Consider the following 26,370-nt stretch of genomic DNA (forward strand, 5'->3'; position numbering starts at 1 on the left):
AACTTAAAGAAAAAAGCCCGCGAAAAATGCTTTCACGGGCGAAAAAAGGGCACCAAATTGGGTGTCTATTCATTTTGGAGGTGGTCGAACGTCCATATAAAACTGACAATAGGCTTGGTGAGAGGCTTACCACCAGCACGACCAACGAGGCTAAAGTTAACATTGTTGTAATGATTGTTAAAATGTTAATTCTTCAATCAATGTTTTCATTATCGTGAGTTTAAATTGTGAATGTGTTGCCTGCGTGTATTTTTACTCTGTGAAATTCCGTTTTTGACAATAAGACATATTATAAATCTTGTGTTGGTTATTTGATTTGGTTATATAAAACTCAACATACTTAATCCTTAACTGTTCATATTCACACTTAATGAGACACAATAACCCTCTGTTTGTTAAGTGATTGTGTGTTTTTTAACGCATTGGTATTGAACAAAAAGCGACCTAAGCCGCTCTTGTGCATTTTGATAAGTTTACTTATCAGTCGTTTTAGATTTCTTCGTGCTTATGGACTAGGCCGAAGTCAGCTAAAATGGCATACGCAGCAGGGATCATAAACAACACCAGCAGAGTGGATGCGAAAATACCAAACACGATAGAGATAACCAGTGGTTGGATAACCTGTGCTTGCAAACTGGTTTCAGTCAGTAACGGAAGCAAACCTGCTGCAGTGGTCATTGATGTCAGGAATACTGCTCTAAAGCGTTCCCGACTGGCTTTGACTACTGAGTCGTGCACATTATCCCCTTCATCGACATGATGGCGTATGTACTGAACTAACAGAATCGAGTCATTCACCACAATCCCCGCTAGTGAGACAAAGCCCATCATACTCGGCATACTTAATGAGTGACCGAGTAGGATGTGTCCCCATACCACGCCAATAAAGGCGAGTGGAATCGCAAGCATGACGACGAATGGTTCCAAATAACTGCGGAATTGGTAACTCAGAATCGCAAACACGCCAAATAAACCAAGCAAGAAGCCTTTACCCATTGATGCGCCAGTTTCAGCGGTATCTTTGGCTTCGCCTTCAAAATCAAAGCGAAGACCAGGATACTTTTGCATAAGCTTTGGCGCCTCATCCTGTTGGAACTGACGAATAATGGCGGTTGAGTTGGCTTTCGTATTGTTGATATCGCCGAATACGCTCACAGTCCTCAAGCCATCAATGCGCTGGATTCTTACGTAATTACGTTGGAAATCCAAAGTCGCAATGGTTGCGAGGGGGATTTGACTGCCATCGGACAAGATAATCGGAAAGTTTGCCAATTGCTGTAAGTCACCGGCTTGTGCTTTATCGAGGCGAACTTCGATTGAAATGTTTTCTACCCCAACTTGGATCTCGTCTGCGGTTTGGCCAAAGAAAGCTGCACGCAATTGATTGGCGATGAGTTGGCCGTTAATCCCGTAAGCTTCTGCGCCCGGACGCAGTTTTACCAAGACTTCTTCTTTACCCATACGCATGTCATCCAACACGCCATGGACACCGTCAAACTCATTTAAGTATTGTTGAATGTCGATAGAGGCGGCTTTGAGCGCATCCAGTTCATCATGCTTCGCTCGAATTTCAATCGCTCGTCCACCCGGCCCCATGGTCGGTTGTTTAAATACCAGCGAGATAGGATCGGCAAGTTCACCAATGTCTTCACGCCATGCGTCGATAAATTCATCGATGAGTGTGTTACGACTCTCGGCGCCCAGCAAATCCAGACGTACCGTGGCAATGTGAGGGCCAGATTCATTCGCGTCGGCGTTAGCGTTGAATTGACTGGTAATGTGTAGAACCAATGGATTGCCGTCTTCCACTTTCTCTGTCCATTCTTTATCTAGCTTTTGAGCGGAAGCGACGATCTTATCGACGACAGCTTCCGTTTGAGACAGAGAAGAACCCGGAGGAAGAATAATACGCGCTTCTGCAATGTCGCCATCCAATTCAGGGAAGGGTTGGAACTTGAGTAAACCACCTACTAACGTGGCCGCGGAGATAAGAAGCAAGGCAACCACGCCACCCATAAAGGCATAGCGATACTCGACCACTTTATCTACTGCGTTGACCAAGGTGGTGTTGCGGAAGTTTTCAAAAGAAGCGAGCAGCTTTTGTTTGAACTTCGGTGTTTTTCGCTCTTGCTTTTGTTTATGTAGCGAATGAGAAAGGTGGTTAGGTAGGATCAAGAAGGCTTCCACCAAACTCAAACTCAAAACGAGGATCAGAACTTGAGGAACTGCTTTAAGTACCGCACCCATTTCACCTTGCAGGAATAACAAGCTACCAAAAATACACACCGTAGTTAGGAAGGAAGAAATTACCCCTGGCAGTACCTTTTTCACTCCTTTGATAACGGCATCATCGATCTCTTCTCCTCGGTCGAGGTGAGCGGCAATCGATTCGGCAATAACGATGGCATCATCCATCATGATACCGATGGCCATGAGTAACCCGACCAAAGACATGATGTTGATGGACAGGCCAAGTTGCGCCATCAAAAATAACCCACCTAAGAAGGCAACGGGTAAACCAGCTGCGACCCAAAAGGAATAGCGAAAACTAAAGAACAACCACATGGTGGCGAAGACCAGAATGATACCTTGCCAACCGTTTTTGACCATCATGGTCAGGCGATCCCAAAGCACGGATGAAAGGTCATTGGTCATTTGTAGCATCACACCGTCTGGCGCGATAGCTTGTTGTTCTTCGACAAATTGAGCAACCCGTTCCTTGATACGCAGTGCGTCATCTTCTTTGTTTTTGCTGACTTTTAGTAGGGCAGAAGGGTGACCATCGAAGAGGACTTTCTGTTCGTCCAATTCAAACCGGTCGGTAATCGTCGCAATATCTCTTAGACGGATGATTGAGCCATTTGTACCAGAGCCCACGACGATAGTCTCAAGCTCTTCCGGCGTCACGCGTCGTTCGTCAAAGCGGATCAGAAAGTTCTTATCTGGCGTTTCGACATTACCACTTGGCAACTTGACGTTTTGACGACCAATCTGGTCCGCAATATCACCAACACTCAAACCAAGTTGTCGGATAGCTTGAGTGTCTAACTCTACTCGGTATTGGTGGTCAGAGAAGCCAGCAACTTCAACCAAAGAGACATCGTAATCGATTTTTAACGTGCGTTTAAGCTGTTCGGCATACGCTTTTAGCTCTGGCCATGTGGTATCTGCGGTGATCGCGACATCCACAACTGGCTCGTTCCAATCGAGCTCTTGGACCACAGGAGATTCAATCTCTTGTGGGAAGTCGTTTATCGAGTTGATCTGGGTTTGAACATCAACCAACATGCGCCCAATGTCGGCTTCTTCATTCAGTTTTAAGATAAGACGCGCAGAACCCTCAATCGCTTCACACTGAGTTTCTTTAATGTTGGCAAGGCCATCGACAGCATCTTCCATTCGGATACAGATGCTCTCTTCTACCTCTTGAGGGGAAGCGCCGGGGTAAACCACACCAGCTAGGATGTAGGGCGGATCAAACTCAGGAAAAGTTTCACGCTTAATCGTGGAAAGTGAAGAAATCCCCAATATCAGCAGCGTTAGCATCAGCAAGTTGGCTGCTGTTGGATGCTTGGCGAAGAATCGGATCATGAATCAGACTCCTCAATAGCCGTTTCTGACTGTTCAGGTGACTCTTTCAATAGCATGCCGTTAATCGCAGGCAGCAAATCGTTGATGATCAGCTTCTGACCTTGCTCTAGTTCACCATCGATCACCACTTGGTTATTGCGACGATATAACACTTCAACCGTGACGACTTGCAGACGATTGTCATCGCCCATCAGGTAAATCTTATTGCCATGAAGCGCACGCTCTGGGATGACCCAACTCGGGTTCTCTTGTCCCTCAATCAAGGCACGCACAAACATGCCGTTCACCAATGGAGGCGCAGACGTTGGGTTTAATGCACGGTAGTCTTGTTCAATTTCCAGAATCACACCGGCAGTCGCTTGGCTTGGATCAACCGTTTCACTGATGCGTGCAACTTTCGCAGGCCAGCTTGCAGAGAGGTTACCGCTGCTGAGTTCAATGTTGGCATGAATCGCATTCATATCAGGTTGTGGAATACCAGATTCATCGCGGACAAACTCACCGATGCTCGCCGCCAAAGTTTGCATGTCATGAATGGATAGTTGAGCTTCCACTTCCATGACATCAATACCATGTCCTGTCACCATGGTTTGTTGGAGGTTAACCACTTGCTTTTTCTCAATTTCTACGTCAGCAATACGCAAATCGTAAGGAAGCGTGATGATGGTTTTATCAAGCGAGCGTTCGGCCTCATCCACTTTTGATGCATTAACTTTAACTAGGGCTTCCGCGACTCGTTTCTCATCCGGCATCAAACCAATTTGATTTTCAATATCCAGTACTAACTTACGTTGAGAGAGCGCGCTTTGCTCTTGCTGATCTACATCCGATTGCGAGGTTAAGCCTTTCTTACGTAGGTTTTGTTTACGGTCTAACTCTTTGTTGGCGATAACCAGACGGTTGGCTTCTATCTTGAGTGTGCTTTTGAGATTCGCTTCTTCTTGGTTCAGCTTAGCCAGAGAGGTTTGGGCAGATTTGAGATCGGCTTGAGCTTGAACCAGTTTCAACTCGTAATCGAGCGGGTCGATGCGCAAGATTTCTGTCCCTGCTTGCAACACTTGTCCTTTTTCCAGTTGCGGATGGCGGTAGACCACTTTACCCGTCACTTCGGCTATCGCTTTCCATTCCACTTTTGGGGCGATCTTGCCAAACCCTATGGCTACTGGAGCAATGGCTTTGAGCTCAAGTGGAATCGTCTCGACCAACCGTGCACGATCTCCAGCGGGTTTTACGGGCAAATCTGGTTTGAGGCTAATCGCCAAAAACAGAATGACGACCCCCACCGCAAGAGCAGGAAAGAACAGCAGCTTTTTATTTATCTTCATATTGGTCGCCCGAGTCTAAAAATCCATGTTTCATCAGTTGTATGTTGTGTTCGAATAATCGGTTCAAGAAGGCTTCAGAAAGTTCAATGCCATGAATGGCGAGCAGTGCTGGTGGTGCCATAAAAGGAAATACCATCAAGCTGATGTAAGAGACGCGACAAAGTTGAGGGTCGGCGTCTTTTCGTAAAACGCCACTGTCGATCAACTTATCAAAGATCACGCCTTGCATTGGCTTACTGATATCTGCGAAGACTTTTTCGAGCAGTTTGCGTTGGGTTTCCGATGGGGGCATATTCATAACTTGGGCAACTAAGCGTGGGAACTGTGGTACCTTGATCATTTCGCGGTAGTAGGTGCGCATTAGATCGAGAAAGTTTTGCTCGTTACTGTTGGATACCAACGTCTGCATCTGCTTTTGCATCGGTGACAGTGTTTCGCGCAACATGGTCTCGAACAAGCCTTCTTTGTTGCCAAAGTAGTAACGAATCATCGCCACGTTCACGCCTGCTTTCTGCGCGACTAGGCGAGTAGAGACCTTGTCATAAGCCATAATGGTGAAGAGTTCGCGCGCGTGGAAAATCAGTTTTTCCCTTGCGTCGATATTATCTGTGGGTCTTCCCGCCCTTCGATGCGCTTCCGTCACAATCTTCTCTCAAAATATTAAACATTTGATTAATTATAAGACGCTGATTTCTCATGCGACATGTGAAAAATTAATCAGTATTTAATCAAGTGATTAATTTGTGATGAAGAGAAGTAAAAAAGAGCAGAAAGAACTGCTCTTTGAACAAATAGAAAAGTATTTACTTAGGAAGAACGGTCTTGTGAGGCTATATCACCCCCAACTTAACACACTCCAATTCGGTCTGTTGGCGTGTTCTTTTAGTTGTGGGCATGGATTTACCAGATAAGCGTAGTTCGCGTATTCACAAAGCGGTAAATCGTTGATTGAATCGGTATAGAAATGGATTTCGGAATAAGGCTCAGGCTGATTTTCTAGCCACTGTTTTAATCGCGTGACTTTGCCTTCACGATAACTCGGGACACCGTCGATTTCAGCAGTATAACGGTTGTTTTTCTCGATTAAATCAATTCCGAGTGCGGTTGGAATATTAAGACGGCGACCAACGGCTTCCACCAAAAAAGTGACGCTGGCAGAGATGATAACCATATCTATACCATCACGAGACAGTTGCTCAATCAGGGTTTTGGCTTGAGGGAACTGTTTAGGCAAAATATGGCTTTCAACACATTCTTCAACCAAGGCATTTACTTCTTCAATCGGCATGTTTTCTAGTGGCTTCATGGAGAACGCTAGATAGTCTTCCATGTCCATTTTGCCTTCAGAGTACAAGGCCATTAGACGCTGATCTTCCTGAATAAATAAAGGATCAGTCGCGATGCCTTTCTCAACCATAAACTCGTTCCAAATCATTGCGCAGTCAGCGTTTATTAGGGTTTCATCCATATCAAAAACATACAAAGGTTTGGACATGTTTAGGCTCTCACTGGTTGAATTTCGTTTAGGTTAAAGAGTAGCTCTAGTTGGCTGCCATTCGCTAGTAAGCGTTCTGAAGAGCGGTTAAGCAAGTCAACAGTGAGCTCACACTCTTCAACGTTCACTTGATAGCGAATAACATTACCTAGAAGCTGGTGGTTGGTGATCGTACCTACTTGTGGCGCTGAGATGTGGCTATCATATTGACGACCTTGCTCTTTTACATATATAGACTCTGGGCGAATCGCTACTTTCCATTCGGTATCAATGTTGAAGAGTTGCTTGGCTTTATTGGCCTCTACAAGGTTGTAGTGCCCCATGAAACCGGCCACAAACTCGTTAGCAGGATGAGTATAAATTTCTTCAGGTGTTCCTGCTTGAACAATTTCCCCTTTACTCATTAGGAAGATACGATCAGACATAATCATCGCCTCTTCTTGGTCATGAGTTACGAAGATAGTGGTGAGATTCATCTCTTTCTGAATGTCTCGGATTTGCTGACGAAGGTGTTTGCGGATTTTGGCATCAAGCGCAGAAAGTGGCTCATCAAGCAATAATATGCGAGGTTTCACCACCAATGCTCGAGCGAGTGCGACACGCTGGCGCTGACCGCCAGAAAGTTGATGCGGATAGTGTTTTTCTTTACCTGCCAGATCCACCAGTTTGATGACTTTAGCCACTTCACGTCGAATATCATCATTCGCAAGCTTTTTCATTTTTAAGCCAAATGCAATGTTGCCTTCGACGGTCATATTGGGAAACAGCGCATACGATTGAAAGACCATCCCAATACCACGCTCTTGCGGGACTTGATGCGTGATATCTTCTCCGTTTACCCAAATCTCGCCTCCATCGACAGGGTTAAGCCCAGCAAGGCTGCGAAGTAGTGTCGATTTACCACAACCGCTAGGGCCCAAAAGCGTAATGAATTCACCTTGCTCGATGTTAAAGTGAATGTCCTCAAATACGGTGTTATCACCAAAACGTTTAGTCAGATTTTTCGCTGTTACGTAGCTCATTGTTTGACTCCTCGGCTGAAACGACTTGCCAACCAAGTCAGTAAAAAAATAAATAGGAAGTAGGTCATCACTAAGGCAGACGTAAAGTGGCCGCTCGTCTGACGCATGTTATACAAGTAGATTTGCAGGGTTTCATAACGTGTGCCGACTAAAATATTGGCGAACACAAACTCTCCCAATAGAAATGAAAATGAAAGGAAAAGCGATGCCATCAGTCCTTTTTTGAGGTTAGGTAAAATGACCATCAAAAACGCTTTGGTTGTGCTTGCCCCTAGCAAGTGTGCAGCGTCCATTAAATCGTTAAGGTTAATTGCTTCGAAGCTATTAGAAATCGCACGATACATGAACGGTAACGCGATGGTGAAGTAAGTACCTACTAGAATCCAAGGAGTACCGATAAGGGAGATTTCACTGTCAGCATAAAGTTGAAGCAAGCCGACGGAGGACACCACTGGTGGTACAGCGAATGGTAGCAAAATCAATACGTTCATGAGCTTATCGAGCTTCGGAAAGTAGTAAAACACCACGAATATCGCTGGCAGAACCAGAAGCACACTGAGGGTTAGCGAAGCAATACAAATAAACAGCGAACGCCCAAACGCTTGCAAAAAGCGTGGGTCGGTCAGCAATTTAACGTACCAATCAAAAGTGAAACCATCTGGAAGCACCGTGGCACCCCAGCGTGATGAAAGCGAATAGACAAAGGTCGCTAAAATCGGGATGAGCATGATCCCAACAATGGAATAAACCACTGTTTTATGGAATCGAGTATTAACGTTGTGCATGACTACTTCCTACCTGCATAGCTTTTCGAAATGAGCCATTGGTTAATCAATGTGATAAAGGCAAGTAACACCATTAGAACCACCGAAATTGCAGCGGCGAGATTAGGTTCAAGGAACAGGTCTCCCGATACCAGACTCGCAATTCGAATTGTGATGACGTTATAGTTACCGGAGGTCAACGCATAAACACTCGCATATGCGCCGATTGCGTTGGCTATTAAGATAATAAAGGTACCGAATAAGGCTGGTGAGAGCACTGGCAGCGCGATTTTCGCCCAATACTGTGATGTTTTGGCTCCCAGTAGCGCAGCAGCTGCTTGCCAATCATCACTCAACGCATCGAACGCAGGGTAGAGCAACAACACCGCCAGCGGGATTTGGAAGTAGATGTAAATGGCCAGCAGACCCCATTTACCATAAAGGTCGAAATCACCGAGTAAGCCATACTGCTTGAGCAAAAGGGTAATCGCCCCATTGGTGCCCAAAATAATGATAAAAGCGAATGACAGAGGTACGCCTGCAAAGTTGCTGCTCATGTTCGTAAACGCAATCACACCGTCGCGGACTTTAGAATCGACTCTGCGTAGAGAAGAGACCAACAGAGTCGCAATGGCTAAGCCAAAAATGCTCGACCACACAGCTAACCACAAACTGTTGCCAAACGCCTGCATCATAAAGGCGGAGTCGAGCACTTCAATGTAGTTATCGAAGGCAAACTCGCCATCGTAGATAAAGCTGTTTAACAGCACCCAAATCATCGGTGCGAGTTGAAATAGATAGAAAAACAGTGCGAAAGGTGCCAACCAAATGGCTGGCTTAAAGCGCTTTAACCAAGTACTTGCCAAATTTGAACGTGATTCGCTAGAGCTTGGGGAGAGGACTGAACTGCTCATAGTGCTAACAATTCCTGAGTGTATGGCTTCGTGTGGTCAAGGTTTAGCAATTGACAAACGGTGCCACAAATATCAGTTTGCTTAATATGACAATCTTGATGGGTAAACTTATCACCAATGACAAACAGGGGAACTTCTCGTTCTTCAGGTAAAATCCCACCGTGAGAAAGATCGTTGTTCATGCCATGATCGCTGGTCACAATGATTTGATACCCATCAGCAAGCCATTGATCGATGTAGTTGGAAAGAATAATGTCTGCACCTCGCGCACAATTGCGGTATTGGCGAGAGTCTAGGCCAAACTTATGTCCTGTATCGTCGATATTCATCGGATGGATCAATAAGAAATCAGGTTGATAGTTGCGGCGTAAATACTCTGCGTCCAGGAACAAGGCTTCATCAGGATAATGATCCCAATGGTAAAAGCAGCCGTGCTGGATATTCAGGGTTTCATCATGCGTGAAACGATCGCGAACAGGTTCAAATGGCGCGCGATTATAAAGCTCACTTACCCAGTGGTAGGCAGCCGCAGCGGTCACTTTTCCTTGGGCTTTTGCCAAACTGAAAATGGAATCGTGTTTGGATAGACGAACGATATTGTTGTTTACGATGCCGCTTTCTACAGGGCGAACGCCCGTTAAAATGCACTCATAAAGTGGGCGAGACATAGAGGGTAGCTCACACTGCACAGGATAAAGCGTTGCGCGAGTTTCTTGTTGGGAACGACTTTGTTCTAGAAGACCATTGAGGTAGCCCATGCAATCACGGGCTACCTGATAGTTCAGTCCATCTAGAACAACAAGGATGACCTTATTGCTCATAACGACTTACTCTTATTGCTGGTGGATTAAGACACTTTCTTGCCATTGACGTGGCAGCTTACGTGCGGACTTTTCCCAAGCTGAGAAGTCAGTCACTGGGTGAACATTGCTGTATTGGTCATTAGCAATTAGCTTGTCTTGCACTGCTTGAGGCAGTGTGATGTTGGTGCGGATTGGACGCGCATAACCTTCTGCTAAGTTGATTTGCCCTTGATCGCTGAAGATGTATTCACGAGCAAGCTTTGCTGCATTAGGGTTCTTCGCGTATTTATTGATTATGGTTGTATAACCAGAAATCACAGAGCCATCTTGAGGAATGCTCACTGTAAAGCGGTCGCGGTCAATTTTGTCGCGGTAGTTCAATGCATTGAAGTCCCACATGATCGCCACTTCCACTTCGCCTTTTTCTAGGTTGGCGATGTTCGGATCGGTAAATGAAAGACGACCTTGCTTAGCGAGTTCAGAAAAGAATTTGAGCGCAGGCTTGAGGTTGGATTCGTCCCCACCGTTGGCGAACGCTGCGGCGAGAACCGCGTTGTTTGCCTGTGCTGCTACGCCTACGTCACCTACGGTCACTTTGTAGTCGCCTTTTAATAGGTCATCCCACGTTTTTGGCGCGTCTTTTACGAGGTTATTGTTGGAGATAAAAGAAATAGTGCCAGTGTAAGCAAGTGCCCAATGACCATCTTCGTCTTTTGCCCAATCTGGGATGTCATTCCAAGTTGTTGGTTTATATGGCTGAGTGACGCCTTTTTTAACCGCTACACGTGCGAAGGCAAAGCCTACGTCACCAATGTCTGCGGTCGCGTTTTTCTTCTCAGCTTCGAATTTTGCGATTTCTTGAGCCGAGCTCATATCCGTGTCTTGGTGCTTAAGGTTGTAATTTGACTTTAAATCAGCCCAAGTGTCTTTCCAGTTTGCCCAACTGTCAGGCATACCCACACTGTAAACCGCCCCTTCTTTTTGTGCTGCTGCTACCAAAGATTCAATATCGGCTTCTTTCGCTACTGTTGGCGTAGCGAGCGTTACCGCAATGATTGCCGCTGGTGCGGTAATTGAACGACTTAGCAAAGTTTTCATTGTCTCCATCCTTCTGGACTAGGTCAGTAAGTTCGCTTTGTATGCTATGGATGGAATGTGACGATTTAGCGCAAGTAATTTGACAGTTTTGCTGATTTTATGTGGCACTTATATTTCATACGTTCAGTATGTGTTCTGTTGATTAATGTCATATTTTTGTTACGTAAACGCCTTATGTTATTCGTCAAATTATCGTTGGACTAGATCAGAATGAGAGCGACAGGCACCGGACAATTTGGTACCCAATTAGGAAAAATTAGAAGCAGCTTAAAACAGCAGATTCTTTCCGGCATCATGTCGGAAGGACAAAAACTGCCGTCAGAGAGAGAGCTCAGTGAGCTGTTTTCTACAACTCGAATCACTATCAAAGATGCGTTGGTGTCTTTGGAAACGGAAGGTCTTATTTATCGAGAAGAGCGCCGGGGTTGGTATGTATCTCCTGAGCGTATCTGTTACAACCCGTTGTCTCGTTCTCACTTCCATCAGATGATTCGAGAGCAGCATCGTATTGCAGAAACTAAGTTACTCAACGTGCGAAGTGAAATGGCCGCAGGTGAGTATGCCAAATCGTTAGAGGTGGAGCGAATTACCCCAATTTATGTAATTGAACGGTTACGTTTTATTGATGGGCGAGCGGTATTGTTTGTTGAGAACGTGCTCAAAGCGGCACTGTTTGAGGGTATATTGTCTGAGAACCTCACCATGTCCCTGACGGGCATTTATCGTGAGAAGTATGGTTACGAGACAAAGCGCTCTCGTTTTGATGTGATTCCAACGTCAGCTCCTGCTCATGTCGCTAAGGCGTTGAACCTAGCTGAAGGACAACCCGTTCTGAAAATTCGGCGGGTAAACTACAAACAAGATGGGCATTTAATGGACTGCGAATTCGAGTATTGGCGTCCAGACGCCGTGATGATTCGCATTGATAGCGTAGGATAAAGCGCAGAATTAAAAAGAGCCCAATGAAGGGCTCTTTTTCGCATATTGGTTAGAGAGGCGGTTTAAACGAGGCCTTGCTCTTTTGCCATTCTGCTTGCAATGCCGGGTGCTTTCCAAATGCTTGGCAGCAAAATGAAAGACACAGGTACGGCAGTAATTACAATGAAAGACTGCAATGCAGAAATACCACCAGAGCCCATTGAGATAAGCGCAATAGCGACAATACCCATAATCAGACCCCAGAACGAGCGAATCACTGCGTTTGGTTCTGTTGAGCCCGTCATCACTACACTGATTGTGTAAGTCATCGAGTCACCCGTCGTCACGATAAATGTTGTCGTTAAGATCAGGAACAGAACCGAAATGATCATTGGGTAAGGTAATTCACCAGTAATCGCTAGCAGTGCTGCAGGCAAGTTAAAGCCTTCAAACGCAGATGAAATCAAACCAGGGTTATCAAGTTCAAACGCAAGGCCACTGCCACCAACGATACTAAACCAGAAGCAAGTAATCAGCGGTGCCGCGATGCTAATAGACATGATTAATTGGCGAATTGTACGACCACGAGAGATACGAGCAATAAAGATCGCCATCATTGGGCCATAACCGATAAACCAACCCCAGAAGAATACTGTCCACCAACTTAGCCAGCCTGTATCACCACGGTAAAGTGCCATAGGGAAGAAGTTATCCACCATACGACCAACGCCTTGCACGTAGCCATCAACGATAAAGCTTGTCGGCCCGAAGAACAGGATGTAACCAATTAATAGTACAGACAAAATGATGTTGTAACGACTGACGATTTGAATACCCTTGCTCAAACCGCTCAGTGCGGAAAGGGTATACATCAGGATCGCCGCCATGATAACCATGCTTTGCGTTACGAACGTATCTGGCAGGCCAAACAATGAGTTTAGCGCGTAGCTAATTTGTAAACCTAAGAAGCCGATAGGACCGATGGTTCCTGCTGCTACTGCAATGATGCTACATGCGTCAGCAACATCACCAATCCAGCCTTTAATGGCTTTATCACCAAAAACAGGGTAAAGCAGAGTACGCGGCTTAAGAGGCAGGCCTTTATCGTAATGCAAGTGCATTAAGACAATGGAAGATAGACCACCAAGGATCGCCCAAGCTAAGAAGCCCCAGTGCATAAAAGACTGAGATAGGGCATTGATTGCGGCAGTTTTCGGTGAGGCTTCCCCGTATAGAGGCGGAGCAGTCACAAAGTGCGCGATAGGCTCAGCTGCGGCCCAGAACACACCACCACCTGCAAGTAGAGTACAGAGTACGATTGACAACCACTTAAAGTTATCAATATCAGGTTTCGCTAGACCACCTAGGCGCACATAACCAGTGCGACCAAACGCAAGAGCCAAACCAATTAGGAAATTCAGAAGAAGCAGTACTTGCCAGTAAGCTCCGAAATATTTAGTAGCAAAGCCGAAGCCGGTGTTAACCATTGCGGTTAGAGAGTCGGTATTCGTTAGAGCAAGTAAAACGAATAGAGTGAGGAAGCTACCACTTAACCAAAAGACAGGATTGGTGAGTTCGAGGCGCTTGAGTAAAGATGGGGGATGAATAGCAGAATAGTCAGCATCCTGAATAGGCGCTGTGTGGGAGGCGGCATTCGTCATATTTGACATAATTACTTCGCTTTTTAGGGCTATGAAGCCGTGCATTTCCCCTCACATCGTTTCAACGAAAAGTGTGAGGATGTTCAAAAAGCTGATGATGTTAACATGTCGAAGTTGCAAATATAACCTTAGATTTCGATTAATTTTTAACAGGTTAGCCAAGTTGCTGATTTTTGGGTAGAGATCAAAAGAAAGAGTTTTTACGTGAAATGCACCGCATTTCGTATGTAATTAACATTTCCCTTGTTTTTGCATGGGATTGTCAGGATTACATTGAGAAAACATGTTTTTCCCAAGCTAAGGTTTAACTCGATGGCTCACTTCGAACTTAACGGGCAGTGGATGCTTACCTCGCCACAGCGTCCCAATCTTGAAATTCCAATGTTTATTCCGGGCGATAATGTGTCGGCGCTTTTACAAACAGAGCAGATTCCAGATCCTTATTTTGCCGATAATGAAAACAAAGTTCGATGGATTGAAGAGTGTGAGTGGCATATCTCACGTGAGTTTGAAGTCGACGCGTTTACGTTGTCTGCCAAGCAAATTTGGATGACGCTAACTCGTGTCGATACATTGGCAACCTTCTATGTTAATGGTGAGCTAGCACTAACGTGCAGCAACATGTTTACCCAGCAACGTGTGGATATTAAACCGCATTTAAAGCAAGGTACTAACACGATTCGGATTGAGTTTGCTCGGGCGGATTTAGAAGGTATCGCAAGAGCAAAAAAACTGCCATTTCCTATTCCATCGGCAATGGGCAACAACCAAATTCCACACATGAACTTGATCCGCAAAACACAATGCCATTCCGGATGGGACTGGGGCATTTGCTTGATGGTATCGGGTATTTACGACCCCATTCAAATCGACATTGTGAATGAGCTTTGGCTCAAAGGCTTCTCGACAGAGCAGCAATGGCAAGCCGATGGGAGTGTGTTTCTTGATGTAGTAGTTGAAGTGGAAACGGACAGTCAACGCCATGAAATGATGGTTGAATTTAATGGTGAGCGTCAATGTATTCAAACAAAAGGAAGTGGTCACTATCATTGCCAGTTCCACATTTTGGAGCCTCAACGCTGGTGGCCATCGGGTTATGGCGAAGCGTATCTCTATCCCATTACCATTTCTTGCAGAGAGCAAAAGTTAACGCACAACATTGGTTTGCGTCAGTTAACCCTAAATAACCAAGCTGATGAGCACGGCTCTGCAATGGAATTTATCGTCAATGGCGTACCGATTAATGCTAAAGGTGCCAACTGGATCCCTATTGACGCAATGCCGGGGCGAGAGTGCGAAACACGTTATCGCAACCTTTTGCAAAGTGCGGTTGACGCCAACATGAACATGATTCGCGTATGGGGCGGTGGTCAGTACGAGAGTGAAACCTTTTATAACCTTTGTGATGAACTTGGCTTGTTGGTGTGGCAAGACATGATGTTCGCCTGCTCGTTGTACCCATCAAACGACGAGTTTTTAAAAGACGTAGAAGAAGAACTTAGATTCCAAATCCCGAGGCTTAAGAAGCACCCATCAATCGCACTTTGGTGTGGTGACAATGAAGTGATTGGAGCTATTGGTTGGTATGACGAATCTAAGCGCAGCAAAGTCAAATACACGGTTAACTACGATCGCCTCAACCGCATGATTGAGAAGGAGATTACCGAGCAAGATAGCACTCGCCGTTTCTGGCCAAGTTCCCCATGTAATGGTGAACTGGATTTCGGTGATGCGTGGCATGATGATAGTAAAGGCGATATGCACTTTTGGGACGTTTGGCATTCAGGAAAATCATTCAGTGCCTACCTTGACGTGAATCCTCGTTTTTGCTCTGAGTTTGGTTTTCAATCTTGGCCATCTTTTGCTGAAGTTAAGCGGTTTGTCCCTGAGCAAGACTGGAATATTACATCCCCAACTTTCGAACAACATCAGAAGAACCCTCGAGGTAATAGTATTATCACAGAGATGTTCACGCGCTATTTTCGTTTTCCCTCTGGATTTGAGAGTATGCTGTATTTAAGTCAAGTTCAGCAGGCAATCGCGATCAAAACTGCATGCGATCATTGGCGTGCCATTTCTCCAGTTTGTCGCGGCATGCTGTACTGGCAACTCAACGACAATTGGCCTGTCAGTTCTTGGTCTAGTTTGGAATACAGTGGTAGATGGAAGCAGTTGCACTACCATGCAAAACGCTTTTTTGCGCCACAGTATTTGGTATTTTCCGAGCATACAGGCGAGTTGAGCCTACATTTGCTCAATGATGCAAAAGAGCCCGCAAGCGTCAACGCACTGCTTAAGTGGGTAGATTGGCAAGGGGAAGAAAAGCAATGTTGGAGCTTAGAACAAACAGTCATAGCAGACAGCAATACGATTTTGTGGCAGTTGGATGAATTGATCGAGAAGGATGAACTTACGTCAGGCTTCTTCTATGTTGAAGCGCAAATCGGTGAAGACAGAATAAGCAACACATGGTTTAGTACTCACGAGCTAAAAACCTTGCCGATAGCGAAAGCCAATATAGATGTCTCTATTGAAGGGAGGCGAATTACATTGATTGCGGATAAGCCTGCGTTTTTTGTTCATTTGGAGAGTGATGCTGATGGAAGATTCAGTGACTCCAGTTTTACTCTGTTGGTCAACGTTCCAATGACGGTTGAGTATTTAGGTGATGATGTTTCAGGTATGCAGCAGTCGTTGAGGGTATGCCACCTTAATGATTAAAGCGGGCATAGAACATCTATATGCTGGTAACTAAAAAGGGAGCGTTTGCTCCCTTTTTAGTTACCAAGTATCCGTTATTAAGCTCAGGTTGAGACAGAAGACTATTTAAGTTTCTGATGGACCCGATAGCTAACGACAAAGCCAATGTAGAATAGTGCAGCAAGAGTAATCACTGCCGTCGCGTACGCCAGCAGGCTGTTTAACCCTAAACCAAAAGCCAAAGTGAAGGCGATACCATGAATGGCTTCCGCAGGGATTCGGTACCAAGCAGCGTGGACGGAAGATCCGAAGAGGATAAAGGTACTAAGTAAGACAATCGTGCCGCCTATAAAGCCGACCCATCTGCTGTTGTTCATGTTGCAGTCTCAGGGGTTACCGAGGTAACGTAACAAAATATTTCAGAATCGTATTATACAACCGATCATCGCGAAAAGCGCTAGAGAAATTTCGCGGATAAAACAGAGTGTTTTAATTCGAACAAAAGAATACGACATAGCCAACTTAATACAGGAATAACAAAACATGTTGAGATTTATACAACGTCGCCGCATTAAGAAAGTGATTAAACTAATGAGTACCAGATTGGTGGTGGGATACGGCAGTCGTGACTACTTTTCGGTTGGTCAGGTAAAGACGAGCACCAGCGAGTTAAGCGCGTGCCAACAAAAAATTGCGTTGGCATTATATGCGGATCCGCAAGATCTTGATTTGGAAAACCAACCAGAGTTGCAAGCAATACGCTCAGACGTGGCGCATGACTTCTTCGCTGGTGTCGATTATACCGCTCAAGATGTGCTTAATTTACTCGGTTCTGGTGGCTGGAAAGGTGGCCGAATGGAAGATGGAATGTCTCATCATTTTGGTATGCACAGTCGCTATTAAAAACATGCGTTAATTTTATAAATTCGATAAATATTTTTGCTGTTAAAGATTAATTAAATTTTCTTTCAATTGGGTAACAATTACCTAATTATGCACCCGAATCCCAGCGCGTCGCTGGACTGGTTGGATTGCATACCATGAAATTAATCATCAAAGGATTGGGGCTGAGTACTCTTGTGCTCAGCATGTTTGCTCATGCAGATAGCAAAACGTTGAACGTTTATGCATGGGGTGGCTATTTGCCGGAATCATCGTTAAAAGCGTTTGAAAAACAAGAAGGCGTTACGATTAATTATTCGACCTTTGAGAATAATGAATCAATGTACACCAAGCTAAAATTGCTAAAAGGTTCTGGCTACGATGTGGTTTTTGCTTCTGCGTACTTCATTGAAAAAATGGGGCGAGAAGGGCTGCTTTCGAAAATAGATCACGCTCAAGTGCCAAACATGCAAGACACAATGGACGGTTTACTTGGCCAAGCGCACGATCCTAAAAATGATTACTCGCTGCCTTATATTTGGGGCATTACCGGGATCAGCTACAACGAATCCATGGTTGAGCAACCAGTGACCAAATGGGCAGACTTATGGGAGTCTCAATACGAACAACAAGTCATGCTGATTGATGACGTTCGCGATGTGTTCGGTATGGCGCTGAAGAAAAATGGCCATAGCGTGAACACAAAAGACGAAGCAGAAATCGAGCAGGCTTTCGATTCTCTAGTCGCGCTGAAAAACAACGTATTACTGTACAACTCAGATGCGCCGCAAGTCCCTTACGTGTCCGGTGAAACATCGGTCGGCATGCAATGGAACGGCAACGCATTCCAAGGACAGGTTGAAATGCCTGAGCTGAAGTTCGTGATGCCGGAAGAGGGCGCGGTATTGTGGATGGACAACTTCACTATTCCGTCTGGCAGTAAAAACAAAGCATTGGCGCATAAATTTATTAACTTCATGTACCAATCAGAGAACCAAGCGGAAATCGTGACCAGTTTGGGTTATGCGTCGGCAACGAACGCTGGGCGTGACAAATTGCCAGAAGAGTTGAAAAACAACCGTACTATTTTCCCTTCATCAGAAGACTTGAAAAAAGGCGAGTTTATTAATGATGTTGGCGCAGAAACGTTAGCGATTTACGAAAAGTACTGGCAACGTTTAAGAACGCAATAAGCAACGTCTTTGCCTATTGTTAGGCTTAAAATCGTTCAAATTTGGATTCCCCTCATCACGAAAGTGGTGAGGGGAATTTTTTTATAGGTTTTGTACTGCGAGTGTTGCTACGCGGCACGCTTTACGAGGCAGAAGTGCTTTTTACCGCGTTGCAGTAACCAATATTGATCAAACAGTGGGAAGCTTAAACTCGGGTTATCAGCCGCCACTTTTTCACCGTTTACACTGATGGCGTTGTTGCTGATGTGTTCGCGTGCAACACGCTTCGAACTTGCTAAGCCCGACTCAATCAACAGCTCAACCAAATCTTGTTGTGTGCTCTCAATGCTTGGTAAACCATCCAACTCCAACTGTTTTAATTCACCCAAACTCAGTTGTTGCACATTACCGCTGAATAAAGCTTGAGTGATACGCTCGGCACTGGCTAGGCCTTCTTCGCCATGAACAAATCGCGTCATTTCTTCAGCGAGAATACGTTGTGCTTGTGGCTTACCTTGGCTTGCTTGGTCTTGCGCTTCAATGCTGGCAATTTCTTCGCAGCTCAAGAATGTGTAGTAACGCAAGAAGTGGTAAACGTCGGCGTCTTCTGCGCCAAGCCAGAACTGGTAGAACGCGTAAGGAGAGGTTTTGCTAGGATCTAGCCATACTGCACCGCCTTCGGTTTTGCCAAATTTGGTGCCATCGGATTTGGTGATCAGCGGCAGAGTTAAGCCAAATACTTGCTCACCATTTTGACGGCGAGTTAAATCGATCCCGCTGACGATGTTTCCCCATTGGTCATTGCCACCGATTTGCAAACGGCAACCGTATCGACGGTTTAGCTCGGCAAAATCGTACGATTGCAGTAGGGCGTAGCTAAATTCGGTGAAGGAGATACCTTGGTCAGGTCGTTGCAGGCGTTGTTTTACCGATTCTCGGTTGACCATAGTATTGATTGAGAAGTGCTTACCCACATCGCGGAAGAAGTCGATCACATTGATCGACTTCATCCAGTCAGCGTTGTTTACCATGATCATCGGCTTGGCCAGTTGGTGATTCATCAACTGCTGAATTTGATTAGAAAGATCGTTAACCCAGCCTGAGACGATTTCCTCTGAGTTCAGACTGCGCTCAGTCGCTTTAAAGCTTGGGTCGCCAATCATGCCCGTTGCACCGCCAATCAAGGCAACAGCTTGGTGTCCGGCATCTTGAAAGCGCTTAAGCATAATCAAAGGCACGAGGTGGCCGATATGCAAGCTGCCAGCTGTAGGATCGAAGCCGCAGTAAACGGTTTGTGGCTGTGAGAGAAGTGTCTGAATTTCTTCCAAATCGCTGGCTTGTGCAATCAAGCCACGATCTTGTAAATCTTGCAGTAATGGTGTCGTCATTCTTTTTGTCTGTTTTAGTGGTTGTTGTATTCAGACTAAAACGCGACACCTTTTCTCGATATATCCCTTAAGGGACAGTTTTTTATCTTGAATGGAGAATGAGGTGATTGAGGAAAAGCTGGAATAACTCACTCAATGAAGACACATTTAATTGCGAGTAAATTCGCTTTCGATGATTTTTGACCGTGCCTTGAACTAAGTGTAACCGCGCGGCAATTTCTTTGGTGTCAAACCCTTGAGCGAGAAGCGAAGCCACCTCTTGTTCGCGACGGGTGAGTGATTCTACGCCAAACGTTGCTAAAGCTTGCTCAATGGCTAATCGCATACTGCCAGAATAAGCACTCTGTGCAAAAACAGGCTCAGAAAAGGTAAATTCCGTTTGTTTCCAATGCTGCTGACAAAGCGACTGAATTATCGGGAAATAGGGCTTTAGCTTATTGATTTGTTGCTGAGAAAAGTATTTTCCATCAGTCATATATCCGAAGTACAGCATGACCCAACGGCCAGATTCAACTTCGACTAGCATGCTAAGCTCGTCTTTCCACCCTGTTTGATGATAGAACTGCTCGCAGTATGAGGTGAAGTCAACGCCTTTACGCGCCACGTCTTTGAGCGTAAATACGCCTTGTTGCTTTGTCTCGTTTAGTTTGAGAAAAAAAGGGTCATTTTGAAATGAGTCAGTAAGGTAGCGTTGAAAAAGTAACTCTCGCTCGTTCTCAATTGAGTCGTAGAGATAAATAGGATGTTTACCTTCTCGGTAACCTAAAATAACTGCGCAATCAAAATGAAAAAGAGTGCGAATGACACGCATAAGTTTAGGAGTAAAGTTAGGCGTGTTAAGAGCAGAAATTGCTTCTGCTAGCAGATTATTAAAGTTATTGTCAGGCATGGGATACCGAATTGCAGGTGGTTTTGCGCAAGCATAACCAAAAGCAATCCAACGAGAAAGGGAAGTCGCCATCTTCTGGTGACTTCCATAGAGAAAGTTGCGTAAGTGCTCAGTTTTGAGGAATCATATCCCCGTTAACTTATTGATAAGGGTGCATAACAACGGTTTTATTTAAGCGATTAGTTGCTATGCATTACTGCGAGTTAGTGAGCTCTTCGTTAACCCAATATTTAGAACCAGACACGTTAGCATCGATGAGCAAACCTTTAGCGTTCAACTGATAGACGGCGACGCCGCTGTTAAATTGTTTTGAAAGTTGCTCTGAATCTTCGCCCGCAACAGCAGAGGCTTCACTTGTGGCCTCCCATCCTTCGTTGACGAACGTATCAAAGTCTTCTTTGCTCTCAAACAGAACCACTTGTTGGTAAAATTTGCCGCCAGCCCCAAGTGCAACGCCCAAACCAAACATATTCATATAAGTGCGTTCTTCTGTTTCCTTATTCACTGCGACTCCTGACCCTGAGTTGGTGTGAAACAGCAAAGATAATTTACGAGAATCAAAGACCGCGTAGCCGTACGCGTTGTCGTAAATAGCTTTTGCCTCCGGCTTTTCATTAAATAACTTGAGCAAAGCGCTATCTGCCATTAAGTCCACGGCTTGGCGAGCTTCTTCTGGCGTATCGCCTTCCATCAGCTCATCAATTTTTTTGTCGGCAGCATCTATCCATTCTTTGCTTTTCTCGATGCTGGCTTCCGTCCATTCGCCTGCGGTATTGATCGCTTCCTCGGACCAGTTCGTGAAATCTTGCCACGCTTGTTTTGAAAACGCTTTGGTGTCGTCCCAAGCATCTTGTGCAGTATCAGAAACTGCGTCGCCAAGCTCAGACATTTTATTGGAAATTTCATCCCAATCGGCATAAGCAGGGGATGCCAGGAGCATCAATGTAGTAAGGAGTGCGATAGGCTTTTTCATCAAATTCTCTCTGGAGTTATCGATATACCATTCATTTTAGGTCATCAGACTTTGATAATGAAATTGACTAAATGACGAACTTGAGAGAGGAATCACGAACTGATTGTGAAATGACGTGTGAATAACAAAGCCCTCACAAGGGGAGTGTGAGGGCTAGAGTTTATCGTGTGTTACTTGCTGCTAACTTTACCGAGTTTTAACCAAGTATCGATAACCGTATCTGGGTTTAGTGATACAGAGCTAATACCTTGATCCATTAGCCATTCCGCTAAGTCGTCGTGGTCTGATGGGCCTTGACCACAAATACCAACGTATTTGCCTGCTTTTGTTGCCGCATCAATCGCCATTTGAAGCATCACCTTAACCGCTGGGTTGCGCTCATCAAATAGATGTGCGACATCGCCAGAGTCACGGTCAAGACCAAGCGTTAGCTGAGTCATGTCGTTTGAGCCAATCGAGAAGCCATCAAAGTACTTCAAGAACTCATCGGCAAGGACCGCGTTGGATGGCAGTTCGCACATCATGATGACTTTAAGACCCTGATCGCCACGGCGCAGATCAAACTTCGCTAGCAAATCAATCACTGATGCTGCTTCGCTTGGTGTACGCACAAATGGGATCATGATTTCAACGTTTTTCAGACCCATTTCGTTACGAACGCGTTTGATTGCTTGAGTTTCTAGCTCGAAGCAGTCTTCAAACACTGGAGAAATGTAACGAGACGCGCCACGGAAGCCAAGCATTGGGTTTTCTTCATGCGGTTCGTATGCTTTACCGCCAACCAAGTTGCTGTATTCGTTAGACTTAAAGTCAGACATACGAACAATAACGCGTTTCGGCCAAAATGCCGCAGCAATGGTTGCGATACCTTCTGTCAGTTTGCTTACGTAGAAATCGATAGGATCTTTGTAACCACGAATACGCTGAGTGATTTCTGCTTTTAGCTCATCGCTTTGTGCATCAAAGTTAAGTAATGCTTTCGGGTGGATACCAATCATCTTATTGATGATGAATTCAAGACGCGCAAGACCAACACCTTCATTTGGAATTTGTGCGAAGTCAAATGCGCGATCAGGGTTACCCACGTTCATCATCACTTTTGTTGGTAGCAGTGGCAGTTCATCAACAGAAGAGCGTTTTACATCAAACTCAAGTTCACCTTGGTAAACGTAGCCCGTTTCACCTTCTGAACAAGATACGGTCACGGTTGCACCATCGGTTAACTTGCTTGTCGCATCGCCACAGCCAACGATTGCAGGAATACCAAGCTCACGAGCGATGATGGCAGCGTGACACGTACGGCCACCACGGTTGGTTACGATTGCAGATGCTTTTTTCATCACTGGTTCCCAATCTGGGTCAGTCATGTCTGTAACTAGCACGTCACCTTCTTGGACTAAAGACATTTGGTCCAGAGAGTCAACCAAGCGAACCACGCCTTTACCGATGCGCTGACCGATTGCACGACCTTCAACCAAAACATCCGCTTTGTTTTGTAGCTCGTAGCGCTCAATCACGTTTTGTTCCGTTTGTGAACATACGGTTTCAGGACGCGCTTGAACAATGTACAGCTTGCCATCAATGCCATCTTTTGCCCATTCAATGTCCATTGGACGCTGATAGTGCTTTTCGATGATCATTGCTTGTTTTGCGAGCTCTTTGATCTCGTCGTCGTTCAATGAGAACGTGTTGCGCTCTTCATCAGAAGTATCAACGATATCAACTTGTTTGCCGATTTCTTGGTTATCTGAGTAGATCATTTTGATCAACTTAGAACCAAATGTTTTCTTAACGATTGGGTGTTCGCCTGCTTCAAGCATTGGCTTGTGAACGTAGAACTCGTCAGGGTTTACTGCACCTTGAACGACCATCTCGCCTAGACCCCATGAAGAGGTGATGAAGACAACTTGGTCGAAACCCGATTCAGTGTCTAGTGTAAACATAACACCCGACGAGGCTTTATCTGAACGCACCATACGTTGGATACCCGCAGATAGCGAGATGCCACGGTGGTCGAACCCTTGGTGAACGCGGTAAGAAATCGCACGGTCGTTAAATAGAGAAGCGTAAACGTGCTTAGTTGCTTCTAGTACTGCGTCGATGCCTTTCACGTTCAAAAACGTTTCTTGCTGACCAGCAAAAGAAGCATCAGGTAGGTCTTCTGCCGTAGCAGATGAACGAACTGCGACTGAAAGCTCAGGATTGCCTTCGATCAGTTCTTGGTAATTTTCACGAATTTCTTGTTCAAGGTCCGCAGGGAAAGGGGCCTCTAATACCCATTGACGAATGTTTGCACCTGTCTTACGCAGAGCTTCTACATCTTCAACGTCTAGTTCATCGAGTAATTGGTGAATACGCTCATCCAAACCTTCGTGGTCAAGGAATTGGTTAAACGCGTATGAGGTTGTCGCAAAACCATTTGGTACAGAAACGCCTGCGTTTGCTAGGTTAGAAACCATTTCGCCAAGTGAAGCATTCTTACCGCCGACTTTGTCGACATCATCCATGGATAGGCCATTGAACCAGAGGGTGTTCTTTTGCATGTCTTTCTCCAGAAACATTGCAGCTTAGTAGGGGGACTTAAATCGATCTAAACAATCGCATGTTGGCTGTTATTACACGTTGACCATACATTGCTTCATTCAGATTGATATCAAAGGCAAACGATTACGTTCTGGCTGAAAAAAATTCAAACGAATTTTTAAAGCTGTGGTGAACCTAACTGAAAGCCAAACTGGTTTATTAATATTATGTGTACCATCCTACTCAAAAGATTTTGAAAAATTAAACAGAAATGCAAATAAATAACCAAAGTCGTGATGTGTTCTATGTTTCTGACGGTACGGCGATAACATGTGAGACATTAGGGCATGTTGTTCTCGGTCAATTTCCGTTCATTCCTAACGAAAAAACCTTTCCGTTTGTTGAAAGCCAGGACAAAGCTACTGACGTAGTCAAAGAAATTGAAACTTCCTACCAGCGCAATGGCGTCAAACCTCTGGTCTTTTTCTCAATTGTCGTTCCAGAAGTACGTGAAATGCTGCTTGAAGCGCCAGCATACAGTTACGATGTGTTGGAGAGTATTGTGCAGAAAGTGCAAGACGACATTCAGATGGCACCAAAGCCTAAGTTGCAGCGTTCTCGCAGCGTGGGGAAAGATTCCGACACCTATTTTGACCGTATTGCGGCTATTGAATACACATTGGCGCATGATGATGGCATCACACTAAAAGGGTTGGAGCAAGCTGATATCATCTTACTTGGCGTGTCGCGTAGTGGAAAAACGCCGACTAGCTTGTATATGGCGATGCAATTTGGTTTACGTGTTGTGAACTATCCGTTCATTGCGGAAGATGTGAAGATGATGCGTTTGTTGCCTGAATTTGAGATCCATCGTCATAAGTTGTTTGGGCTGACTATCGATCCCGAGCGCTTGACTGAAATCCGTGAAAATCGTTTGTCTGGAAGTGATTACGCTAGCACAGAGCAGTGCAAGCTCGAGCTAGACACTGTTGAGGCGCTGTTTAGAAGAGAGGCGATCCCATATATCAATACGTCCTCTCTGTCTGTTGAGGAAATTACTACGCGTATTCTGGAAAAAGCAGGAATGAAGCGTCGCTTGTTTGGCTAACAAGAGACGCTCATGTCGCTATGTGTAAGAGGAGGTAAGATGTATACCTCCTCTATCGAATGAACCTTAGACAGAATTAATAGTATTGGAACATCTTTTGGATGTCTTGATAGTTTTGGGTCTGAGTCAGTGACAGCATCAGTAAGATACGTGCTTTTTGTGGGTTCAATGTACCTGCTGCGACAAAGCCGTATTTTTCGTCATCAATTTCAGCATCCAAAGTGGTTGAGCCGCTAGGCGTTCGGGAGCTTCTTACAACAACAACGCCATCTTTACTCGCTTTCTCTAGCTCATCAAACACAGTGTGGTACAAGTTACCATTACCGACACCAGCACTTACGATGCCGTCAAACTTCGCATCCACAAAGGCTTTCACCGGCAAACTGGAGGCATTTGCATAGTTATAAACAATACCGACCTTAGGCAACTTAGTAAGCTTTGATACATCGAATGGGGTTTCTGTCGTATGTTTACGTTCTGGGCTTCGTTGATATTTGGCATCGCTATTATGAATGTAGCCGATAGCACCAAAGTTGGGTGACTGGAAAGTGCTGACGGAGGTTGTATTGGTTTTTGTCACATCTCGCGCATCGAAAATCGTGTCATTCATTGCGACTAGCACGCCACGTCCTTCTGAATCTTCATCGGTGGCTGTTACGACTGCATTGTATAAGTTGACTGGTCCATCAGCACTCATTGCGGTGGAAGGGCGCATTGCACCGACGATCACGACAGGCTTTTTGCTCTTGACGGTCAGATCAAGGAAGTAAGCGGTTTCCTCTAACGTATCCGTACCATGAGTAATGACGATGCCGTCAACATCATCTTGATCGAGTAGCTCATTAACTCTTTTCGATAATTTTAGCCACACTTCATCATTCATATCTTGTGAACCGATACTGACCACTTGCTCTCCAGAAATATCGGCAATCTTGGTCATACTCGGCACCGCAGAAATCAATGATTCAACGCCGACTTTACCTGCTGTGTAGTTTGATTCTGTTGCAGATTGACCTGCGCCTGCTATGGTGCCACCAGTGGCAAGGATTTTAATGTTCGGAAGATCGGATTGCGCAAAAGAGAACGAACTGATGCATAAACCGAGAGTTATCGTACTGAGGCGGAAAAGATTTTTCGTCATGGG

At 45.2% G+C, this 26,370-nt stretch carries 21 protein-coding genes; 5 read left to right on the forward strand and 16 right to left on the reverse strand.

The window, feature by feature from the left end:
• Positions 1 to 489: 489 nt before the first annotated feature.
• The 9 genes from KJB35_RS13935 to KJB35_RS13975 all read right to left on the reverse strand — a co-directional run bounded on the left by KJB35_RS13935 (position 490) and on the right by KJB35_RS13975 (position 11,012).
• Complete coding sequence (locus KJB35_RS13935) at positions 490 to 3,591, reverse strand: efflux RND transporter permease subunit (RefSeq protein WP_206958717.1); 3,102 nt, start codon at positions 3,589 to 3,591, stop codon at positions 490 to 492.
• On the reverse strand, positions 3,588 to 4,916 hold the full coding sequence (locus tag KJB35_RS13940) for an efflux RND transporter periplasmic adaptor subunit (protein ID WP_025767987.1): 1,329 nt from the start codon (positions 4,914 to 4,916) through the stop codon (positions 3,588 to 3,590). Before KJB35_RS13940 ends, KJB35_RS13935 begins: the two co-directional genes overlap by 4 nt.
• Positions 4,903 to 5,559, reverse strand: a complete 657-nt coding sequence (locus KJB35_RS13945) for a TetR/AcrR family transcriptional regulator (protein WP_021707693.1) — start codon at positions 5,557 to 5,559, stop codon at positions 4,903 to 4,905. The genes KJB35_RS13940 and KJB35_RS13945 overlap by 14 nt, the downstream gene beginning before the upstream one ends.
• A gap of 192 nt (positions 5,560 to 5,751) precedes the next feature.
• On the reverse strand, positions 5,752 to 6,411 hold the full coding sequence (locus KJB35_RS13950; protein WP_182039506.1) for an HAD family phosphatase: 660 nt from the start codon (positions 6,409 to 6,411) through the stop codon (positions 5,752 to 5,754).
• A gap of 2 nt (positions 6,412 to 6,413) precedes the next feature.
• A complete protein-coding gene (locus KJB35_RS13955; protein ID WP_005373862.1) occupies positions 6,414 to 7,433 on the reverse strand; it encodes an ABC transporter ATP-binding protein in 1,020 nt (339 codons plus the stop codon).
• Positions 7,430 to 8,218 (reverse strand): ABC transporter permease, encoded by a 789-nt coding sequence (locus KJB35_RS13960; RefSeq protein WP_065969830.1) that lies wholly within the window; start codon positions 8,216 to 8,218, stop codon positions 7,430 to 7,432. Before KJB35_RS13960 ends, KJB35_RS13955 begins: the two co-directional genes overlap by 4 nt.
• 2 nt (positions 8,219 to 8,220) lie before the next feature.
• The gene (locus tag KJB35_RS13965; RefSeq protein ID WP_158159465.1) at positions 8,221 to 9,111 is read right to left on the reverse strand and encodes an ABC transporter permease subunit; all 891 of its coding nucleotides are present in this window, start codon (positions 9,109 to 9,111) and stop codon (positions 8,221 to 8,223) included.
• Positions 9,108 to 9,932: an alkaline phosphatase family protein gene (locus tag KJB35_RS13970; protein ID WP_005373854.1), complete on the reverse strand. Its 825-nt coding sequence runs from the start codon at positions 9,930 to 9,932 to the stop codon at positions 9,108 to 9,110. The genes KJB35_RS13965 and KJB35_RS13970 overlap by 4 nt, the downstream gene beginning before the upstream one ends.
• Positions 9,933 to 9,944: 12 nt before the next feature.
• Entirely contained in the window at positions 9,945 to 11,012 is a 1,068-nt protein-coding gene (locus KJB35_RS13975) for an ABC transporter substrate-binding protein (RefSeq protein ID WP_005373851.1), read from the reverse strand.
• Between the two features lie 210 nt (positions 11,013 to 11,222).
• Here KJB35_RS13975 and KJB35_RS13980 point away from each other — a divergent pair, with 210 nt between their 5' ends.
• Positions 11,223 to 11,951 carry a UTRA domain-containing protein gene (locus KJB35_RS13980; RefSeq protein ID WP_005387087.1) on the forward strand — a complete coding sequence of 243 codons (729 nt, stop codon included), beginning with the start codon at positions 11,223 to 11,225 and terminating at the stop codon, positions 11,949 to 11,951.
• A gap of 62 nt (positions 11,952 to 12,013) precedes the next feature.
• Here KJB35_RS13980 and KJB35_RS13985 read toward each other — a convergent pair whose 3' ends face one another.
• Positions 12,014 to 13,600: a BCCT family transporter gene (locus tag KJB35_RS13985; protein WP_005373846.1), complete on the reverse strand. Its 1,587-nt coding sequence runs from the start codon at positions 13,598 to 13,600 to the stop codon at positions 12,014 to 12,016.
• A gap of 303 nt (positions 13,601 to 13,903) precedes the next feature.
• Between KJB35_RS13985 and KJB35_RS13990 the strand changes: the two genes are divergently transcribed.
• Complete coding sequence (locus tag KJB35_RS13990) at positions 13,904 to 16,312, forward strand: glycoside hydrolase family 2 protein (RefSeq protein WP_213889043.1); 2,409 nt, start codon at positions 13,904 to 13,906, stop codon at positions 16,310 to 16,312.
• Positions 16,313 to 16,413: 101 nt separating this feature from the next.
• Here the strand turns inward: KJB35_RS13990 and KJB35_RS13995 are convergent, their stop codons facing one another.
• Entirely contained in the window at positions 16,414 to 16,668 is a 255-nt protein-coding gene (locus KJB35_RS13995; RefSeq protein WP_005387084.1) for a hypothetical protein, read from the reverse strand.
• 166 nt (positions 16,669 to 16,834) lie between these two features.
• Here KJB35_RS13995 and KJB35_RS14000 point away from each other — a divergent pair, with 166 nt between their 5' ends.
• Positions 16,835 to 17,194 (forward strand): DUF6559 family protein, encoded by a 360-nt coding sequence (locus KJB35_RS14000; protein WP_054865478.1) that lies wholly within the window; start codon positions 16,835 to 16,837, stop codon positions 17,192 to 17,194.
• A 137-nt stretch (positions 17,195 to 17,331) separates the two neighbouring features.
• The gene (locus KJB35_RS14005; protein ID WP_149192150.1) at positions 17,332 to 18,366 is read left to right on the forward strand and encodes a PotD/PotF family extracellular solute-binding protein; all 1,035 of its coding nucleotides are present in this window, start codon (positions 17,332 to 17,334) and stop codon (positions 18,364 to 18,366) included.
• A 107-nt stretch (positions 18,367 to 18,473) separates the two neighbouring features.
• On the opposite strand, the gene tyrS is transcribed toward KJB35_RS14005, so the two are convergent.
• From tyrS to ppsA, 4 genes are all read right to left on the reverse strand, one after another.
• The gene (gene tyrS / locus KJB35_RS14010) at positions 18,474 to 19,733 is read right to left on the reverse strand and encodes a tyrosine--tRNA ligase (protein ID WP_064376191.1); all 1,260 of its coding nucleotides are present in this window, start codon (positions 19,731 to 19,733) and stop codon (positions 18,474 to 18,476) included.
• Positions 19,734 to 19,815: 82 nt separating this feature from the next.
• Positions 19,816 to 20,622, reverse strand: coding sequence for a response regulator transcription factor (locus KJB35_RS14015; RefSeq protein ID WP_021707696.1), 807 nt, complete (start codon positions 20,620 to 20,622; stop codon positions 19,816 to 19,818).
• 193 nt (positions 20,623 to 20,815) lie between these two features.
• Complete coding sequence (locus KJB35_RS14020; RefSeq protein WP_005373824.1) at positions 20,816 to 21,595, reverse strand: hypothetical protein; 780 nt, start codon at positions 21,593 to 21,595, stop codon at positions 20,816 to 20,818.
• A 170-nt stretch (positions 21,596 to 21,765) separates the two neighbouring features.
• On the reverse strand, positions 21,766 to 24,138 hold the full coding sequence (gene ppsA, locus KJB35_RS14025) for a phosphoenolpyruvate synthase (protein WP_005373822.1): 2,373 nt from the start codon (positions 24,136 to 24,138) through the stop codon (positions 21,766 to 21,768).
• 251 nt (positions 24,139 to 24,389) lie between these two features.
• Here ppsA and KJB35_RS14030 point away from each other — a divergent pair, with 251 nt between their 5' ends.
• Positions 24,390 to 25,226: a pyruvate, water dikinase regulatory protein gene (locus KJB35_RS14030; RefSeq protein WP_005373820.1), complete on the forward strand. Its 837-nt coding sequence runs from the start codon at positions 24,390 to 24,392 to the stop codon at positions 25,224 to 25,226.
• A 76-nt stretch (positions 25,227 to 25,302) separates the two neighbouring features.
• On the opposite strand, the gene ansB is transcribed toward KJB35_RS14030, so the two are convergent.
• The gene (gene ansB / locus KJB35_RS14035) at positions 25,303 to 26,367 is read right to left on the reverse strand and encodes an L-asparaginase 2 (RefSeq protein WP_213870063.1); all 1,065 of its coding nucleotides are present in this window, start codon (positions 26,365 to 26,367) and stop codon (positions 25,303 to 25,305) included.
• Positions 26,368 to 26,370: the final 3 nt, after the last annotated feature.

The sequence above is a fragment of the Vibrio sp. D431a genome (assembly GCF_030248655.1).
Taxonomy (GTDB): domain Bacteria; phylum Pseudomonadota; class Gammaproteobacteria; order Enterobacterales; family Vibrionaceae; genus Vibrio; species Vibrio alginolyticus.